This window comes from Nostoc sp. PCC 9305, assembly GCF_963920915.1.
In the GTDB taxonomy this organism is placed as follows: Bacteria; Cyanobacteriota; Cyanobacteriia; order Cyanobacteriales; family Nostocaceae; genus Nostoc.
Map to the genome: position 1 here is coordinate 23640 of NZ_CAWUDN010000067.1, position 19662 is coordinate 43301.

Consider the following 19662-nt stretch of genomic DNA (forward strand, 5'->3'; position numbering starts at 1 on the left):
TGAAGAAGAATTCAGGAGTCAGAATTCAGGAGTTAGAATAAATCAGTGTGGGGGGTCAGACCCCCCACTGATTGTTCGCGCTTGCGTCTCTTAGAGAAGACCACTAAATATGCAGATTTAGTGGAGGTTTTAAACCCCTGGATTCATCCACCAGTCGCACAAAATTCATTTTGAATTCTGACTCCTGACTCCTGAATTCTGTTTCGATAAAAATAGCGATTGATAAGACTTTTTGTTGCCGATGAAACTTCCATCACCAGCTTGGGAATAATAAATCATGCGTGAGAAATATTTGTAATAAATCTCAGCAGATTAGGTGTGTTTACTATCGGCAATTAAAGGACAATTTGTTAATGAAAGTCAGTTCATCAGGGATTAAGCTAGGTTTTGCAGCTGTTAGCAGCAGTTGTCTTGCAGCAGTCGCGATCGCTATGAGTGGAGCAAGTGCAATTGCTGCTCAATTCATCACAATTGAAAGTACTGGTACATTATCAGGAACTATCGAACTTCCCAGAAATAATCCCAATTTCAATAATAGTACTACTCGTATTGATACGGATGAAACTGGAACTTATTACCGGAACTTAGGCACTAATAATAATCCTAATTATGTTCCTGTATACCAATCAGATTATTTAAAGGTAGAAACACGCTCTGATGGAAGTCTGCATTACTTTGTTGACTTTAAAGGTATTCCAATTGTCTCGTTTAATGGTGTTCTGACATCGCCGGTGCTTTCTGGTGGTCAGTTGACTGCCTTCCTCTATCAGGGACAATTGCCAGGAACCACATTTCAAGGAGTAGTTCAAGACGAATTTAATCTCACAAAAGCTTTCTACACTGGTACTGTCACCGACCCAGACACCGGAAAGAAGTATCAAGGTACTTTTGAAGTGAGTGGATATGGGGAACGATATAGTAATCCCAATGGGAATTTAACTCCCACGGTCTTTGATTTCCAGTCTGATATCCCAGGTTTGCCAGGCGTAACATCCTTGACCATAACTAACGCTAGTTTAGCAAATTTAAGAATCATAGTACCTATAAATGAAACTTCTATTCCAGAACCCGCTAGCCTTCTCGGAACTCTGATGGTTGCTAGTTTTGGTATCGTTCTGAAAAGAAGAAAAGACAGCGGACTTAGGAAGACGTTTTAAAACTGAAAGGTTGTTGTAAGAAAGCTCACAAGGCTGAAGCTGAATCGTGAAAATCAGTGCCTTGTGAGCAAATATAGCGGTTATCAGTTGAGTGCAATACAGACCTAACCCCCAGCCCCTTTTCTTATAGGGAAGGGGAGTAAGATTCAAAGCCTCTCTCCTAAAAGGCTACGGTGTACACACATCTTTGTATAAAACCAAAATCGTTGAAGATCCCCCTAAATCCCCCTTAAAAAGGGGGACTTTGAGAGCTTTTTGCCCCCCAATTTATCGGGGGGTTGGGGGGATCAAAAGGCTGTGGTGCAACTCTAGAAGACTTGTGTGTACACCGTAGCCTAAAAGGAGAGAGGTCAAACTGTATTACTTCCATTCGAGAACCGCTATAATCTTAGAAAATAAGGACTAAAGTCCTTACTACGAACTTATTTATCTATCAATTTAAACTCAGTCGGACTTTTGCAAATCCGGCTGAGTTTAATCAATCATCTATACGCAGTAGTTTGCGGTAAAAGGGTTGTGAAAAATCGGTTATACGATAACGTTTATAGTTGTCCATAAGTTCAATTAAAAAATTAATAAACTCGAAACTAGCCATCATCAGTTCATAACTCAGGTCAGCATTGCCATCAAACTGAATTCGGCAACGGGTTAAGTCTGAGGGTAATGTAGCAACATTCCAGGAGGCGACAAAGGGGACATGTTCGCTGGCTTCGATTTTCCGATGTCCCTCCAAGACCCCTTTTTGATAAAGACTGATGGCATAGGGTAAGAAATTGCGCCTAGCGCCCTGAACATAGGGTAAGTAAACACTGGCTTGTTGTTGAGTTGCAGGCTGGAGTTGCTCAATAGACATAGTTAAATATTCCTCAAGTTAGTTAGCAACTGGGGATATTAGTGGATGTTAGTAGTATTCCCCAAAGATGTGTCTAAAGCACATAGTGGTCAGTGAAGAAGGGAATAGGGTACAGGTTACAGGGTATAGGGCAATACAGTTCAGATAAGCCAAAAACCCTCATGTAGAGACGCGATTTATCGCGTCTTCAAATACCAATTATCTACACCAATAACCTTTAACTGAACCGTATTGGGGTATAGGGTACAGATTATTCCCTATCACCTGTCACCTGTCACCTATCACCTATCACCTGTCACCTGTCACCTGTCACCTATCACCTGTCACCTATCACCTCTCCCTAATCCCAATGCCCCATGCCTAATAAATGAAGTTACTACTAAGAAATATTAAAATTTCGGTTACAATGATGCTGCATTAACTGTTATCGAATCTGGGAACGGTAACACTAAAAATCCCTACTGTATAGTGGTGGATGCCGTTATTGCAGTTTTTCCCAACAAAAAGCTGCTGCTACCTTGCTATTACTTTACCCAAACCGGAGTTCTCATTAGAGAAAGTCCGACTCTACAAGCTTCCTGCCGAAGTGGCTATCAAAGGAATCAAGCTTCTGTCTAAGAGTAGCAAACGCGGTTAATATGAGGTAATTACGCACAGTGGCGGTGACAACAAAGGTAGTCCCAGCGGCTTTTGGCTTAGGGATAGCGGGTATTGCAGTTTGCCCATTCCGATTAATATCGGGAAAAGTAGCTTAGGGATATTTGTCCGTAAAATTACTAACTGTAGACAAATAGTGGTTTTTGAATCAAGCAACCTAACCTATGCCAGCGAATTCCTGGCCCGAAGAAGATTCTTATCAAGAGCTCGATCCGCTCAACTCCTTGTTATCTGACCTATCAGTAGATGAGGAGCCAGTGTTAGAGACAGATTCTATGTCTCTACCATCCCGGTTTCAAGGTCGTAGACGCAAAGCGGCTCTAGTCTTGACTATCGTCTGGAGTGGCACGATCGCTCTACATTTAGTTTCTTGGGCTTCAATTTTTATTCTAGGACTAACCACCATTCTAGGATTTCATGCTTTGGTGGTGGTGTTTACTAAATCCCGTCGCTATCCAAAAGAAATACAGGGAGATTTACCTTCTGTTTCTGTGCTGGTAGCTGCGAAAAATGAGGAAGCGGTAATTGCTAAATTAGTCAAAAATCTTTGTAATCTGGAATATCCAGGTGGGCAGTACGAAATTTGGATAATTGACGATCGCAGCAGTGATAGCACGCCACATTTATTAGCGGAACTCGAACAAAAACACGACCAACTGAAAGTACTAAGGCGTTCAGCAGAAGCTACTGGTGGCAAATCGGGGGCGTTGAATCAGGTATTGCCGCTGACAAAGGGCGACATTATAGCAGTATTTGATGCTGATGCCCAAGTAACACCAGACTTGCTGCAACAGGTAATACCTTTATTTCAAAGAGAAAATGTGGGGGCGGTGCAGGTGCGAAAAGCGATCGCCAACGCTAAAGACAACTTTTGGACTAAGGGCCAAATGGCCGAAATGGCACTTGATACCTGGTTTCAGCAACAGCGGACTGCCCTTGGTGGCATTGGCGAACTGCGGGGCAATGGTCAATTTGTCCGGCGTTCCGCCTTGGAAAGCTGCGGTGGCTGGAATGAAGAAACCATTACCGATGATTTGGATTTGACAATCCGCTTACATTTGGATAAATGGGATATTGAGTGTGTTTTCCATCCAGCGGTGCAAGAAGAAGGAGTGACAAATGCAGTTTCACTCTGGCATCAGCGCAACCGTTGGGCAGAAGGCGGTTATCAGCGCTATTTGGATTATTGGGATTTAATTCTCAAAAACCGGATGGGAACGCGTAAAAGCTGGGATTTGCTGATTTTTATGCTGATTATGTATATCTTACCGACAGCAGCAGTCCCAGATTTATTAATGGCGATCGCTCGTCATCGCCCACCCATGTTAAGTCCCATCACTGGTTTGTCCATTTCTATGTCGATGGTAGGGATGTTTACAGGTCTGAAGCGGGTACGTCAAGATCAAAAGTTCCTACTTTCTACATATCTTACGATGCTGGTGCAAACCCTGCGTGGCAGTTTATATATGTTGCACTGGTTAGTCGTCATGAGCAGTACTACTGCCCGGATGTCGGTAAGACCAAAGCGCCTGAAATGGGTGAAAACCTTGCATACGGGGGATGGGGAATAGCCCCTTTGGGGAATTAAAAATTAAAAATTAAAAATGCAAAATTACCAAAAATAATTTTGCATTTTTTTTATTCATCATCCACGTCTGCTTCTTCTACCCATTCTGGTGTAGTTATGGAATCGGAGAATTCTGGGAAATCATCTGCAAAACGGATAATTTGCCCATTGAAAAATTCTGCTACACGTTGAGCTGCGATCGCTACTTCGTCAGGTTCCCAATCAGGTGCGGGTGTTTGTTTTGGGGGTGGAGGCAAAGTTTGCATTCCGTTTCCATTTGCGCCGTTTCTATTTGCCCCATTTCCATTTGTCCCATTTCCATTTACACCATTTCCATTTTTTGCTGCTGTCGATGTTGGTGGTGGATTAGTTGGCTGTGGTGCTGGCGCTGGAGGCGAAATTTGCTGGTTGTAGCTAGGTGTAGGTGGTTGCTGAACGCGAGTAGAGTCTTTTGGCGGAGGATTTTTTTTGGCTGAGGTAGAGTTTGAAGAAATTCCTTTTTCTATATTTATCTGGATTTCACGCTGGAAAGTCTGTTGGAAAGCTGCCGTAATCATCGGTAGATAAGATTTTCCCTTGTCATACCATGCCTGTTTAATAGCAATTCGAGCCACAACACCATCAAAATCTATGAGTTGGCTCATTTGACGCAGCATTTCTTGTCTTGATTTTGGCTGGAGGTTGGCAAGCACCTGTTGCCAAATCTGAGTTAAGTCATATTCTGCTTCGCCAACAACTTCTGAAGTTACTGGTTCAATGTTCGCAGGTGGCGCAGGAACAGATACAGGTTCTGGGATTGGTGGTGAAACTGAGTTAGCAGCAGAATTGTGATTTGTTTGCTGTTCAACTGGGGGAGATGAAGTGACGGGCTGATTTTGGGCAACCGTTTGATGATTGGCAGATGCAGAATTATGATTTGTTTGCAGTTCAGCCAGAGGTACAGAAGAGACTGGGTGATTTTGGGCAACTACTGGAGGATAGCTTGGAGATACAGCAGGTGTATTATTAACTCGTGGCGCGACACTTGGGGCTTGTGGCTGAATATTCGCCGTCGCACTGGGTAACAATCCTAGTAATGTTACCTCTAACCACAAACGCGGCTGAGTGGTATTTTTAATTTGTACTTCAGCTTCTCGCAAGTGTTTCTGTCCCGCCAAAATCACGCTCATATCGAAGTATTGAGCAAACTCAACCAACGCTGTCCAGGTTTGCTGAGTACAAGCAACTAAATCGTGGCGGTGAGGTGCTGTTTTAGCAATCAGTAAATCGCGGTAAAAAGCAGCGAGATTTTGCAGAATAGTTAGGGGTTCTCGACCACGATCTAAAATGTAGTGAGTACAGTCTAAAACAGCTTCCGGTTTATCTTGAGCGATCGCATTTAAAAGCGCTAGCAAGTCCTGTTCGCTTACCGTCCCCACCAAATCCCAAACTCGCTCTGGTGTGACTTCACCCGCTAACAAGCCCAATTGATCGAGTAGACTTTCGGCATCCCGTAATCCCCCCTGAGAAAGTTGGGCTACCAGGGTGACAGCATCATGTGAAATATGAATGTTTTCATAAGATGCGATCGCACTTAAATGCTTCACCATCGCCTCTAACTGAATGCGTCTAAAATCAAACCTTTGACAGCGCGAAATAATCGTTGGTAACACCCGTTGCGGGTCTGTTGTCGCCAATACAAAAACCACGTGTCTCGGTGGTTCCTCTAGTGTCTTGAGTAGCGCATTGAATGCCTGGGTACTGAGCATGTGGCAATTATGTACCAAAAGCCCATTTGCCACAAAGTTATGATTATCTGCTACTTCAATGTCATAAACTCGCTCAACCCCAGCGAGGTGGACAGATTCGACTGTCTCCAAACTTGTAATCCATCGAGGGGATGGAATATTGTTTAAGGTCTGCCAGCCATTTTCTACTGGTGCGTCCATCAATACCAAATTTGTAAATGAAGATGCCGCATCCACATTCACAGGGGATAGTATCTTCACTCCTTCTTTTACGTCCTTTGCTGGTAGCCATCCCTGGTTTGTCCTAATTAAATGATTACCCGTACATCTAATTTCTCGGTTAGTTGTCTTGATAACCAGGGTTTGCCGTTCTCCTTGGTCTAACCACCTGACAACTTTCTTGAATTCCCATTTAAGAGATGAGTCGTTGTAACTTAGAACTTTCTTGTCTTTAATTGTGGGATCGTCAATTCTTTGAAGTCCCTCATCAGTCAAAACCAGAGAATCTCCAGTTAGGCATTCATCAATAACATAAACCTTGTAGCGACACTGCACAGGAGCAAACTGGGCTTTTTCAATCAACTCGCGGATATTATCGACACCAGTGTTACTGGCGGCGTCTATTTCAATTACGTCTAAGGCATACCCCTTAGCGATCCCCTGACAAACCTCACACACGCCGCAGGGTTCAGCAGTGGGCTTGTCACCTTTGAGACAATTGAGGGATTTAGCCAAAATCCGGGCACTAGAAGTTTTCCCCGTACCTCTTGGCCCGGTGAATAAATAGGCGGGGGCGATTTTGGATGTGCCGATCGCGTTCGTGAGGGTGGTCGAGATCGCCTCTTGTCCCACCAGTTCAGCAAAACTTTTGGGGCGATATTTGTGGTGCAGGGGTTCGTAAGACATGGAAAAATAGACTTCAATGCCTTTCAACGTGAATTAGTAGCACCGAGTCGAGTTGAGGATTCAATTATTTTAAACTCTCGTACCTGGCTTTATTTATCGATGTTGCCATAGCCCAAGACTCAACTAATGCCGTAAATTTTGGCACTCAGCAAAGCAAGCAACCAGAGCTTATCCTCTACTATGATTTCAACATCAATGTATGGGAATTATAGCATACCATTTAGTACATTTGTTCTAATTAAGAAGTAGAGAGCAAGGAAAAAACTCTTGACAAATGACAAGTGACAAATGACAAATGACTATACGTTTTATTGACTGAACTAACGCCATAGTCCAGTGCGATCGCTACAATTTTATAGATAAAGTAAAACTCGATGGTGCAGCAGATGCTCAAGCGGCTATTTCAATGGCTCAAAAAGCTTTTTCAGAGCTTGTTTGGTGGAAAACAGACTACCTCAAAATCTAGGGGAAATGTGGAAAAAGAACCAGCACCACCCTTGAGCGATACGGATCTGGAATTTCTCTTCAACGAACTGTTGCAAGGAGTACATCAAGCACGAGGGGAAGCATGGGCACAGAAGTGGCTGCATAATATCGAACATCGCATTACAACTCAAGAGTGGGTTGAGTGGTTAGGGCGCTTTGGCGACAGATTGCTCGCATCTCCGACACCCAATAATGAAATGGCTGCGCGGTTAGTGCAATTGGGTGAGTTGGGCGTCGGAGAAATTGGAGATGTTGCCTATAATATCGGGATGCAGTTGTTGACACGCAATGAAGGCGAACCAGTTTGGGAATATGAAGGCCCAGATGCTTTTAGCACTCCTTTGCCCTCTGAGGTAGTTGCCCCAGTATTAGAGTCAGCAGATGCACCAGAAAACCTCCCAGAGGGAGAATACCAAACTGTCACCCTAGAACAGTTGTTTGTAATGTTACAGGAGGATGAAAATTTACGTCAGCAAATTGCTCAACAGCTTGCCGTTGAAACAGACGATCCACAAGTGCTTGTCCAGGCATTAATTAGTCAGTTATATCCTGCTGGTCAATCGACTACAGAGCAAACTGAAAATTAACTGCTTGCCAGAGTCAAATTCAAGAGTTAAATCTGGGAATTGTAACGTTGTAATGCTATGCTCTTGAAGATTTGTATATTTTTTGCTAACCTGCTACGGAAGCGCTGTCCGAATCTAATGGATTTTTACGTAATTGATGATTTTTTTAACACAACGATGGCTACAATCTAGAAAAACAAAATCCAAGAGTGTGGCAGATGCTCAGGCGGATATCGCAGTCGCTTAAAAGGTTTTTAAAGCGCCTCATTGCAAGTAAACAGAATAGTTCTCTCAAGGGTGCGAGAGGACGCAATCTGGTGGGGGTACTACCAGAACTAACCAATGCGGATCTGGAACAATTGTTCATTCAATTGTTAGAAGGCGTGCATCAAGCACGAGGACGACAGTGGGCATTGAGGTATCTGCAACGGATCGAAAATCGCGTTCCGGCTGAACGTTGGATAGACTGGTTGGTGATGTTTGGTGAAAGCTTACTAGCTTCACCTACACCAAATCCTCTTTTAGCAACACAGATGGTGCAATTGGGGGAACTTGGTGTTGGCAGAATTGGAGAAGTTGCTTATGACATTGGCATTCGGCTAATGCAAAACTTACCTACAGAAATAGAAGATTACCAGGAGAATCAGGCACAAGATGATCTAGAAATCACTCCTGGGCAAGAACTGATCCGCGATTTGGGCGAACAGTTATGGGAGTATGATGAGCCAGATGATCTAGAAACTACTCCTGGGCAAGAACTGATCCGCGATTTGGGCGAACAGTTATGGGAGTATGATGAGCCACATGTGGTAGAAACTACAACCGATGAAGAAATTCTCCCCACTCCTCCTGAACAAGAGCTAATCGTTAGCTTTGGTGAACAATTATGGGAATATGATGTGCCAGATGTTGAACCAATAACGTCAGCACCTCAAAATGCCTCTTTTGATGAGACATCCCCCGAAAACTTCGAGGAAGTGGTATGGGAATATGAAAGGGAAGATGCCCAAACCACAATACCAGAAAATATCCCTCTCCCGGCAGCGGAAGATTCAATCAGCTTGTTAACCCAACTTCGGTTCGACGAAGAAGAAGTTGTTCAAATTACAACACCAGCAAATCTCCTTTCCACTAGACAAAGGACTGAATTAGCAACGTCTCCCTCGGTGGAAACCTGGGATAACACTTTGACGAATTTAGAGCCGAATGTGGCAAATACTTTAGATGAGTTGTGGGTGAGGTTGGATCAAAGTACCAATTTAGTCCAGCAACTTGCTTCGGATTTGGCAGTTCAAAGCAGTAATTCCCCTGGTGTTATTGAGCGGCATAGCGATAATCCGATTACCCACGCTCAAGGGTGGTTTTACCAAGGTCTTCAGCAAGCGAAAACAGGCGATTTGCTAGGCGCGATCGCATCTTATGACCAAGCGATTGAAATGCAACCCGAATTCTCAGAATATTGGTTTAATCGAGGCTTAACGCTGTTCCATTTAGAACGTTTTGATGAAGCGATCGCGTCTTATGAAACAGCCATTGAACTGAAGCCAGACTTCTACAAAGCTTGGTACAACCGGGGTGGAACTCTCGGAGAATTAGGATACTTTGAAGAAGCGATCGCTTCTTTTGACAAAGCTATAGAAATCAAGCCAGACTATCAAGAAGCGTGGTCTAGCAAGGGTTTGGCACTGCTGAAATTAGGTTGGCTACCAGAAGCTATTGCTAGTTATGACCAAGCGCTGCAACTCGAACCAGAAGACCAGGAAAACTGGTATCACCGAGGCATAGCTTTAGCTGTCAGCGAACAATTTGCCGAGGCGATTATATCTTACGACAGAGCTATAGAAATTAACCCAGAGTACCATGAAGTTTGGATAGACCGGGGTGTAGTGCTGTTTAATTTAGGTAGATGGTCAGAAGCGATCGCCTCCTGGGATAAAGCCCTTTCAGTTCAAGCTGATTTCTACTTAGCTTGGTACAACCGGGGTATAGCATTAGACAACTTAGGACGGAGAGAAGAAGCGATCGCCTCCTATCGGCAAGCGATCGCCATTAAACCCGACTTCCACTTAGCTTGGTATAATCAGGCAATAGCACTGTTTCATTTAGAACAGTATGCTGATGCGATCGTTTGTTATGACAACGCTTTGCAAATCAAACAAGATTATTGGGAAGCTTGGATTGGTCGGGGAACTGCGATCGGTCATTTAGTAGATTTTGACGTATTGCTGAATTTGTCGAGTAGTATCATAGCGACAAATCCCGCCTTACAACAGGGCGGCTACGAAGGAAAATTAGCCAGCTACGAAGAAGGGTTAAGGCATCTACGGACAGATACCCATCCAGAAGGTTGGGGTAGATTGCATTTTGCGATCGCTAATACTTACTACGAAGAAGGTAAAAAACATACCAATACCCGTGATTATTGGCGCAAAGCTGCATCTGAGTACCATCAGGCGCTCTTAACTCTGACATTAGAATATTTTCCCCAGTTGCATTTAGAGGTTTTACAATCTCTAAGCAAAGTGTTGATGGGTTTGGGACAAACCACACAAGTTCAAGAATTGCTGCAACGTGGGACAGATTTATTGCGACAATTACTGAGCGAAGAAACTCGCTCAGATGAAAGTAAAAAACAGCTAGCTCTAAAATTTGTCGGCTTCGATCAATTGGCAGTTGACTTAGCTGTAGAGTCGGGTGATTTAGTAGAAGCTTGGGAAATTGCCGAACAAGGTAAAAATGCTTGTTTAAACTGGCTGCTTTCTGGTTGGAATGATAATATTTACTCGCCTTATTATGGCGCAATTCAACAACTATTCAATCCCACAACAGCAATTATTTACTGGCATATTAGTCCAGTTGCCCTACATACTTTCATTCTCAAAGACCAAGCCCCATCACCAATTCTCCTGTTTACACCCATGCAAGATACTGGGGTAATACCTTTAGGAGAAGATGCTATTCGTCTCAATGAATTGCCTCTACCCGAAGCAGTGCAGCGCCTAATTGAATTTGAAATTTGGCTAGAAGATTGGCATCAACAATACCAAGAATATCGCAGCACAGCCCAAGACAAAGAAAGTAAAAGTCACCATTCTTGGCGAGTTGAGATGGAAGAGAAACTGTTGCAACTGTATGAAATCCTAAATATTTCCACAATTGCACAGGAGCTCGAAGGCATCACCCAACTGGTATTAATTCCTCACCGTGACTTGTACAGATTGCCCATTCATACACTGTTCCATCTTTCTTCGCCATCACCAGAAGAGTTACCCAACGTAGAATCAAATTTCAGTGTCACCTATCTACCTAGTGCCCAAATAGGTTTATCAATCAGAACTGAAGATATTTGGCAGTGGCAAAATAAGTTCTTGCTCAGTGTTGAACATCCTGAAAGTACAGGTTATCCCACACTGAAATTTGCCAAACTGGAGTCTGAAATTGTTAGTCAGATGTTCAATAATATCCAAAGAATTCAGGGTGCAGAAGCTACAAAAAGTATTGTTGAAAATGCCCTATCTGATAATTATAATATCTTGCATTTTGCGGGTAATGTCACTCATAATTTAGCTGAACCTAAAAAATCAGAATTAGCATTAGCAGGTGAAGACAGACTTACTCTAGATGAAATCTGCCAACAACATCTAGATAGTTACAACCTTATTACCCTCTCTGCCTGTGAAAATTTAAGTACTAACAACTACACCATCAGCAGTGAATATGTTAGTTTAGTCAGTGGTTTTGTAACTCAGGGTATACCTCATGTAGTGAGTACTCTCTGGAGTGTAGAATCTTCGGCTAGTGCCTTAGTGATGATCGAGTTTTACCGACGATTACAGCCCAATAAATCAGCCGTTACTGCTTTAGCCGAAGCAACACGATGGCTGAAAGAACTAACTGCTGGAGAACTGACAAAATGGTATGAAGACATCTTAAATAATCTGCATCCAGAGGAAGTAAGAATTCAAACTTATTTAGCGACACAACTATATAGAAATAGTAAAATGGCATCAGATAAAATTCTTTATAACCATCCTTACTACTGGGCAGCATTCACGATTACGGGTAAACCTAATTAGAATAATTCGTAATTCGTAATTCGTAATGGGGAGGTTTGTTATGCCAGATGTTCGGTTTGATAAATACTATCGTTATGAAGACTTAACACGCATTCTGCACAGTTATGCGAAGGAATTTCCCCAACTAGTACGCATAGAAAGCATTGGCAAAAGTTACGAAAGACGTGACATCTGGGTATTAACAGTTAGCAACTTTGCCACTGGCGCACATCAAGAAAAACCTGCCCTCTGGGTTGATGGCAACATTCACGCCACTGAACTAGCACCGTCAAGTGTTTGTCTATATCTCTTGCAAACATTAGTGACAGCTTACGGTACTCACTCAGAAATTACCCGTTGTTTGGATACCCGCACCTTCTACATTTGTCCCCGTGTTAATCCTGATGGTGCGGAGTTGGCATTGGCTGACAAACCGAAATTTATTCGCTCCGGTACTCGTCCCTATCCCCATGATGAGGAAGGCAACGATGGGTTAGTGATGGAAGATATCGATGGCGATGGTCGGATTTTACTGATGCGAATCCCCGATGCTAATGGGGCTTGGAAAGTTTGTCCAACTGAACCACGCCTGCTGATACGACGCGAACCAACAGAAACAGGTGGTCAGTATTATCGCGTACTACCAGAAGGAAATATCGAAAATTATGACGGAGTTCAGATTAAAATTCAGCCTTCTAAAGAAGGGCTAGATTTAAACCGGAATTTTCCATTTTTGTGGCGGCAAGAATCTGAGCAATCGGGGGCTGGTTCTTATCCTACATCTGAAACAGAAGTGCGATCGCTTGTTCAGTTTATCACTACACATCCTAATATTACAGGAGCGATCGCCTTTCACACTTTCAGCGGTGTTCTTATCCGTTCCTACACGCACCTCAGCGATGACGAATTCCCGGTCAATGACCTCCGCACCTATCAACACATTGGCGCAAAAGGTACTGAACTTACTCAATACCCAGCCATCTCTGCCTTTCATGATTTCCGCTATGACCCCAAAGATGTAATTACAGGTACATTCCATGACTGGGCTTATGAATATCAAGGTCTATTTGCCTGGACAGTAGAAGTCTGGAGTCCGCAACGCCAAGCTGGAATCACTGATTACAAATACATTGATTGGCAGCGAGAACACCCTATAGAAGATGACTTGAAATTACTGCGTTGGAACGATGAAAAACTTGCAGGTAAGGGCTACATAGATTGGTATCCCTTCGAGCATCCCCAACTCGGTCAGATTGAACTAGGCGGCTGGGATACCATGTACGCTTGGGCAAATCCACCCTCTCAGTTTCTGGAGAAAGAAATAGCCCTCTTCCCAGAATGGCTGGTTTGGCATCTATTAATATCTCCGCGTTTAGAGATTTACGAAACCAGTATCCACAGCTTGGGTGATGATACTTATCGGGTGCAATTGGTTGTGCATAATACAGGCTGGTTGCCCACCAATGTCACCCAAAAAGCTTTAGAAAAAAAGCTAGTACGGGGCTGTATCTGTGAAATTGAACTGCCTTCTGGAGGAACTTTGGTAACGGGTAAGCCGCGTGAAGAGTTAGGTCAATTAGAAGGACGAGCCTACAAGCCTTCAACTCCCATTAGGCGGCACAGCGATCCTACCAAGGATCGGGCAAAAGTGGAATGGGTGGTGCGTGCCCCTTCAGGTAGTACAGCTAAACTACTAGCCCGCCACGAACGCGCTGGAGTTATTCGCACTGAATTGACATTCCCATAATTTTGACATTTGAAATTGTCAAATATACTTCCTGGGATAATTAAATTACTTTAATGCAGTTTTGTCTAAACCGATAATTACCGTTCGCCTAATTACACGCGACGAACTTCCCCAACTTTTGGTTTTATATAACCACCTAAATCCTGTCGATGCATCTCTACCGACTGATGATGTTTTACAATCTATTTGGGATGAGATTTTACACGATCCCCGTTTGTATTACATAGTGGCTGATGTTCATAACCAGCTAGTAGCAACATGTAATTTAACTATTGTTCCTAACTTAACGCGTGCCGCACGTCCATACGGCATTATTGAAAATGTTGTCACCCATCTCGATTTTCGACAACAGGGATTTGGTACAAAAGTGCTACATTATGCCTTAGCTTTAGCATGGCAGCAACAGTGCTATAAAGTGATGCTTCTAAGCGGCTCAAAAAACGAGGAGACGTTGCACTTCTATGAAAAGGCAGGATTCAAGCGTGGACTAAAAACCGGATTTGTTGCCCTACCTCCAGAGGAGCTGTGAGCAAAATTTATACAGATTAGCCAGCTTCCAAAAATCCTAGTTTATCTTTGGGTTCCCTTTTATAAAATAGTCTTTTGTAAAAAAATAATTCTTAGCCAAAAATCTTGGCGCAATCAGGCTCGGAATTTTTGATTGCGATCGCTAATTTTCAGTCTAGTATTTGAAAATTTACCATCAAGGACAACTATCTAAAGAGTGAAACTTTTTCCTCAAAATCCAGCCCTGAGTTAGTTGTATAATTTCGATCAAAGATTAATAATACATGATATCGCCAAGAGGCATTTTATTTCTTAAATCTTGCTAAAGATCATGATACATTAAGTTTGACGGCATGAACCCTCGTCGGCAATTATAAAGAGATGGCTATTAAAAGCCAATTATTTTACTGCTTGACTGCAATTTTAGAACTGATAAAATCGCCTACCTGCATTAATTATCTTTATTGTTGCAACAGAAGAGATGACCACAGTATGCCTGCTTCTCTTTAGTGCGATCTGCGGTTCTTTAAAAAACACACAAATAGGAATCCGATACTACATGTGGTAAACATTTAGATAAATGTTATGAGATATCAGAGCAGCTACTCATAATGTCCCACATTTAAATTTTCCAGAGTTAACGGGTTTCATTTTTGGTTTCCATATCAAGGCGAACCAAAGAATTATCTGGATATTTGTATTCACTTAACCTTGCATCCGGTATTTTCCAATAGTCAACCCAAGAAATTGAAAAGAGGATATTTCCATGTCTAGTTTGTTTCGTTGGTCATCAACAAAGGTTACTTTGCTAGTTCTGGGAATGACAGCTGCTACATTAACCCCCATCGTAATTTCTGCCCCAGCTTCATCTCAAACTCCTGTTCCATCTGCGACACCAGCACCTGCGACACCATCGCCGACTTCAACAGTTAACCTATCTGATGTTTCCTCAGATTATTGGGCGCGTCCCTTCATTCAAGCCCTAGCTGAGAATAACGTGATTAGTGGCTTTCCTGATGGCACTTATAGACCAAATCAGCCTGTGACTCGTGCTGAGTTTGCTGCCTTAATTCAAAAAGCATTCAGTAACCAAAACCGAGTCCGGCAATTAAGTGCAGGTGGATTTAGTGATGTTCCTGCTAACTACTGGGCGGCTGCGGCAATTCAAAACGCCTACGAAACTGGATTTTTGGCAGGCTATCCTGGGAACGTGTTTAGACCAAATCAAGAAATTCCTAGAGTGCAGGGGATCGTTGCTTTAAGTAGTGGCTTAGGTTTAACTGGTGGCGATACAAGTACTCTTACTACTTACTACAACGATGCCTCAGCTATCCCAGAGTATGCTGTTGGCAGTGTGGCAGCAGCGACAGTAAGTAATCTTGTTGTCAACTACCCAGATGTAAAACAACTCAATCCGCAACAGTCTTTGACTCGTGCTGAAGCAGCAGCACTTTTATATCAAGCTTTAGTTAAACAAGGACGGGTGCAACCTATTGCTAGCAATCTTCCAGCTAGCCAGTACATTGTAGCTGGAACTCCTGGCGGTACTGATATTGTTTCTCTAGCGGCATCCAGTAGTTCTTTTACAACTCTGACTTCTTTATTAAAGACAGCCGGTCTAGCAGATATTCTTCAACAGCCAGGCCCTTATACAGTCTTCGCTCCCACCAATGATGCCTTTGCTGCTTTGCCTGCTGCTACCTTACAGCAGTTAGAGCAACCAGAAAACAGAGAAGCGTTAGTCAAGATTTTGAGATATCATGTGGTTCCCGGTGCGGTAACTGCTAGTCAACTCTCAGCAGGGGAATTGACAACCGATGAAGGAAGACCTGTAAATATTCAAATCGATTCCGCTAACAGTCAAGTCTCGGTGAATAATGCCAGAGTTCTCCAGGCAGACGTGAAAGCTAGCAATGGTGTCATCCATGCAATTAACCAAGTCCTGATTCCGCCTGATGTTAACATCAGTCAGTTAAATCAGCCACCAACAGGAAATAATGGGACACCTGATGTTAACGTAGGTAGAGCTACTCGTGGTGGCAGAAGCTATATCGGAGTTGGTGGTAACATTGGTTTGAGCGGCAACGATACCGCTCTGAGCGACACTAACTTTACAGTAATCAGTAAACTTGGTTTGACAAACTATCTATCAGTGCGACCATCAGTGATCTTTGGGGACGATACAATATTTCTAGTTCCCGTAACTTTAGATTTTTCTCCTCGCAGAGCAGGTTCAGTGGGTGAAAGAACCTATAGTATATCTCCTTACATAGGTGCTGGTATAGCAATTGAAGCTAATGCTGATACTGATATTGGATTACTGTTAACAGGTGGTGTAGACGTTCCTCTCGGTTCTAGACTTACGCTAACAGGTGGTGTAAATGCTGCTTTTGTAGATGATACTGATGTAGGACTACAGTTAGGAATTGGCTATAACTTCAGGTAAGTAGAAGTAGAACATGTAATAAGGGCGCACAGCTAGTTGTGCGCTCTTGCTGTATTAAGGTCGCTTGATTGCTAAAGTAAGTCCATCGGCGATGGGGACAAGGGAGAGGGTAACTCGCTCGTCATGATGTAACTTCTCGTTCAGCGCCCGGATTGCTTGGGTGCTTTCATCTTGATTTTGCTCGTCAGCTACTTGTCCAGACCATAAAACATTATCGATCGCAATCAATCCACCTGGACGAACTAATTGCAGCGATCGCTCATAATATCCATCATAATTTTCTTTATCAGCATCAATAAAGGCAAAATCAAAAGTTTCGGCTTGCCCAGTTGCTAATAACTCATCTAAAGTTTCCAAAGCTGGTGCTAATCGTAAATCGATTTTATCGGCAACCCCAGCTTCTTGCCAATATCGCCGAGCGATCGCAGTAAATTCTTCACTCACATCACAAGCAATAATTTTGCCATCAGCCGGTAGCGCCAAAGCTACAGAAAGTGAGCTATAACCCGTAAACACTCCAACTTCTAGGGTTTTCTTCGCTCCAATTAACTGTACCAGAAGGCTCATAAACTGCCCTTGTTCTGGCGAAATCTGCATTCCACTCCGGGGATGATTGGCGGTTTCTTGGCGCAACTTTTCAAGAATTTCTGGTTCTCGCAGCGAAACGGATAAAAGATAATTGTAGAGTTGATTATCAAGACCTATAGACTGTTTTGGCATGGTAAATGAGAGAATTGAGAGAATCTACAGTTATACTATCGCTGATAAGTGGAATCTCAGGAATAACATGGTGCGGTTAGTTTTGACAGCAATATTGCTGGTGCTAGTGACAGCTTGTGGCAGTATTGGACTGCTACCAACTAGCGATTTAGTGCAAAAAGCGATCGCACTTGGGCTAGAACAAACTCAACAAAAACTTAGCCAACAGTTGGATTTAGATTTTCAAGGATTTGAAATCAAGCGGCTATCAATTACCCAGGAACAACCCCTGACGATTGAAAATTTACCAGCTTTCCACGTCCGGGGAACCTACGACTTGATTGTTAAGCTACCAAAACGACGCTTAACGCAACCACAACAAGCATTTGACGTTTACTTGCAAATTCAGCAAGAAGGTAAAACTTGGCGATTGCTGCTTCCAGAAAAAGGTAGTAAAGATAGTCAATCAATTTGGCGTAGCTATCTCATCCAATAGTGACGGGGAAAGGTTTAAATTGTCTCATTCTTTTCCCAAACTACAGGTTAAAATTTGTGTATTCTATACCGTCATCTTCTGCAAAAATTACAAAATCGAAGGATTTAACTAACGCCTGTATTGCAGCAGTTCCGCCATAGGGATGACCAAAGGGTTCAAATTCAAGTTTAGCTCTGTCGGCAGAAACCATCCTACAAGCAATTAATTGATATTCACCATTTTGAAAAGCATCAAACATAGAATAAAATCCCCAAGGATGTTTGAGGCTAGGATCTGTCCACCTCTGTTCTACAGGTGTTGCAAACCAGCGACGGAAATGTTCAGTCACTTCCTCTTCACTAGGCCACCAAAAATGTGATAATGCTTTGCGATCAAAAAAAATTAGCCAATCTTCTTCATTACGCCAAGAATCGTTGTCTTTATCTTTTTTAATTTCGTTGAAAACTTCACAAAGAGCATTGAATCTTTTGGAATCATCTACTTGAAACTCTACAAAACAGTATTCCATTATTCTTCCCTTCTTTTATTATGTGCAACTAGAAAAACCATCACAAATATATTTGTATAATTGAGAACCACTAGCCATAATCGAGGTGATAGTTTCATCGGAGACAGGGTAAGATGTATATCAACTTTTTCATCAGTTCCATTGTTGGAATTGTGGTTCCGGTGCTAGTGGCTTTTGGCTTACTGCAATGGTTGCACATCCCTACAGGTAACTTTCTTGATTGGGTGATTGGTGGTGCAAGTTTTTGGTGGCTGTTGGTAATTGTCACCGTACCGTGGAATGTGCATTTTCAAGCCAAAGAAGTCTTAGCAGAAGCAGCACAATCAACTGAGAAAGGAATTCCAGTTGATGAGAAACAAGTGAAGTATGTCACACTTTTGGCAAAGCGATCGCTCTGGGTTGCTATTGCTTTACACTTATTCTCAGCCATTGGGCTTTATACGCTTGCTGTCACTGGGATTAGTACGGTGGGATATATAAGTTCTGGTGCAGCTTTGTTATTAACAATTCTGCGTCCCGCGATTCGCGCTTACGAGTATTTATATGCGCGGTTAGCGATGATTCGCCAAGAATGGAAGTATCCGCGCGAAGATATTTTTGAACTGCGCGATCGCTTCTCTATATTGGAACAAAAAATCCAGTCATTGGAAGATCAGCTCAACCCGGAACAACCCTATTCTTTATCCGCAACTCAACAACGTTTTGCCGAAGAAACTCGCAGAGATTTAGCCCGGATTGCGGCTAACTTAGAAGAATTACGGGCGACAAATCAAACAGAACATGAGCGTTTGGGGAGAGAAGCCAGAAATGCGATCGCGCAACTTTCTACCGACGGGCAATTTCTCGATCATGTCCGCGAAATTATTCGATTTTTTAAGACTGCTTAATGATTGCTTTAATAGCTACAGCTATAGCAGTTATCGTTTATATAAAGTAAATTTTTGAACCTCAACCCCAAACCTCTCCTCACAAAGGGGAGTGTTTGCATAAGCAAATACGGGGTGAGGTTCCGAATGTATATGTTATAACTTTGTACGAATGATGATTAGGGATTTCCAAATAATTAACTCTTGTGGGGTGGGCGTCTCGCCCGCCCAGTCCATAGGGCGCTCATGTTGCCCACCCCACAATATTGGATAATTTATTTCTTGGAGTTCCCTTAGTGAAGCTCACATAACTTCAGGAGTACTCACGGTGAATCAGATACAACTGACTTTAGGTATTGGTTACTTATAGCGGTTATTAGTCTAGTCCAGTACAATAGGAAAGAGCAATTTTACTGATA

At 42.9% G+C, this 19662-nt stretch carries 13 protein-coding genes; 9 read left to right on the forward strand and 4 right to left on the reverse strand.

Features of this window, described 5'->3' with window-relative positions; translation table 11 throughout:
- Positions 1 to 353: 353 nt before the first annotated feature.
- Complete coding sequence (locus ACM0OX_RS22905; protein ID WP_414517290.1) at positions 354 to 1157, forward strand: PEP-CTERM sorting domain-containing protein; 804 nt, start codon at positions 354 to 356, stop codon at positions 1155 to 1157.
- A 478-nt stretch (positions 1158 to 1635) separates the two neighbouring features.
- Here ACM0OX_RS22905 and ebsA read toward each other — a convergent pair whose 3' ends face one another.
- Positions 1636 to 2010: a type IV pilus biogenesis protein EbsA gene (ebsA, locus tag ACM0OX_RS22910; RefSeq protein WP_289797664.1), complete on the reverse strand. Its 375-nt coding sequence runs from the start codon at positions 2008 to 2010 to the stop codon at positions 1636 to 1638.
- Between the two features lie 821 nt (positions 2011 to 2831).
- Between ebsA and ACM0OX_RS22915 the strand changes: the two genes are divergently transcribed.
- A complete protein-coding gene (locus ACM0OX_RS22915; RefSeq protein WP_414517291.1) occupies positions 2832 to 4238 on the forward strand; it encodes a glycosyltransferase in 1407 nt (468 codons plus the stop codon).
- Positions 4239 to 4305: 67 nt separating this feature from the next.
- On the opposite strand, the gene dnaX is transcribed toward ACM0OX_RS22915, so the two are convergent.
- Positions 4306 to 6867, reverse strand: a complete 2562-nt coding sequence (dnaX, locus tag ACM0OX_RS22920; RefSeq protein ID WP_414517292.1) for a DNA polymerase III subunit gamma/tau — start codon at positions 6865 to 6867, stop codon at positions 4306 to 4308.
- Positions 6868 to 7253: 386 nt separating this feature from the next.
- Between dnaX and ACM0OX_RS22925 the strand changes: the two genes are divergently transcribed.
- From ACM0OX_RS22925 to ACM0OX_RS22945, 5 genes are all read left to right on the forward strand, one after another.
- Positions 7254 to 7940, forward strand: coding sequence for a hypothetical protein (locus ACM0OX_RS22925; RefSeq protein ID WP_414517301.1), 687 nt, complete (start codon positions 7254 to 7256; stop codon positions 7938 to 7940).
- A 197-nt stretch (positions 7941 to 8137) separates the two neighbouring features.
- Positions 8138 to 11995, forward strand: coding sequence for a CHAT domain-containing protein (locus tag ACM0OX_RS22930; RefSeq protein WP_414517293.1), 3858 nt, complete (start codon positions 8138 to 8140; stop codon positions 11993 to 11995).
- Between the two features lie 40 nt (positions 11996 to 12035).
- Positions 12036 to 13721: a M14 family metallopeptidase gene (locus tag ACM0OX_RS22935; RefSeq protein WP_414517294.1), complete on the forward strand. Its 1686-nt coding sequence runs from the start codon at positions 12036 to 12038 to the stop codon at positions 13719 to 13721.
- A 61-nt stretch (positions 13722 to 13782) separates the two neighbouring features.
- Positions 13783 to 14250 carry an N-acetyltransferase family protein gene (locus ACM0OX_RS22940; RefSeq protein WP_414517295.1) on the forward strand — a complete coding sequence of 156 codons (468 nt, stop codon included), beginning with the start codon at positions 13783 to 13785 and terminating at the stop codon, positions 14248 to 14250.
- Between the two features lie 744 nt (positions 14251 to 14994).
- A complete protein-coding gene (locus ACM0OX_RS22945) occupies positions 14995 to 16674 on the forward strand; it encodes a fasciclin domain-containing protein (RefSeq protein WP_414517296.1) in 1680 nt (559 codons plus the stop codon).
- 54 nt (positions 16675 to 16728) lie between these two features.
- On the opposite strand, the gene ACM0OX_RS22950 is transcribed toward ACM0OX_RS22945, so the two are convergent.
- A complete protein-coding gene (locus ACM0OX_RS22950; RefSeq protein WP_414517297.1) occupies positions 16729 to 17394 on the reverse strand; it encodes a class I SAM-dependent methyltransferase in 666 nt (221 codons plus the stop codon).
- 67 nt (positions 17395 to 17461) lie between these two features.
- On the opposite strand from ACM0OX_RS22950, the gene ACM0OX_RS22955 reads away from it, so the two are divergent.
- A complete protein-coding gene (locus ACM0OX_RS22955; RefSeq protein ID WP_414517298.1) occupies positions 17462 to 17869 on the forward strand; it encodes a hypothetical protein in 408 nt (135 codons plus the stop codon).
- Between the two features lie 40 nt (positions 17870 to 17909).
- On the opposite strand, the gene ACM0OX_RS22960 is transcribed toward ACM0OX_RS22955, so the two are convergent.
- Complete coding sequence (locus ACM0OX_RS22960) at positions 17910 to 18377, reverse strand: hypothetical protein (RefSeq protein WP_414517299.1); 468 nt, start codon at positions 18375 to 18377, stop codon at positions 17910 to 17912.
- A gap of 113 nt (positions 18378 to 18490) precedes the next feature.
- Between ACM0OX_RS22960 and ACM0OX_RS22965 the strand changes: the two genes are divergently transcribed.
- Positions 18491 to 19264, forward strand: coding sequence for a hypothetical protein (locus ACM0OX_RS22965; RefSeq protein ID WP_414517300.1), 774 nt, complete (start codon positions 18491 to 18493; stop codon positions 19262 to 19264).
- Positions 19265 to 19662 lie beyond the last annotated feature (398 nt).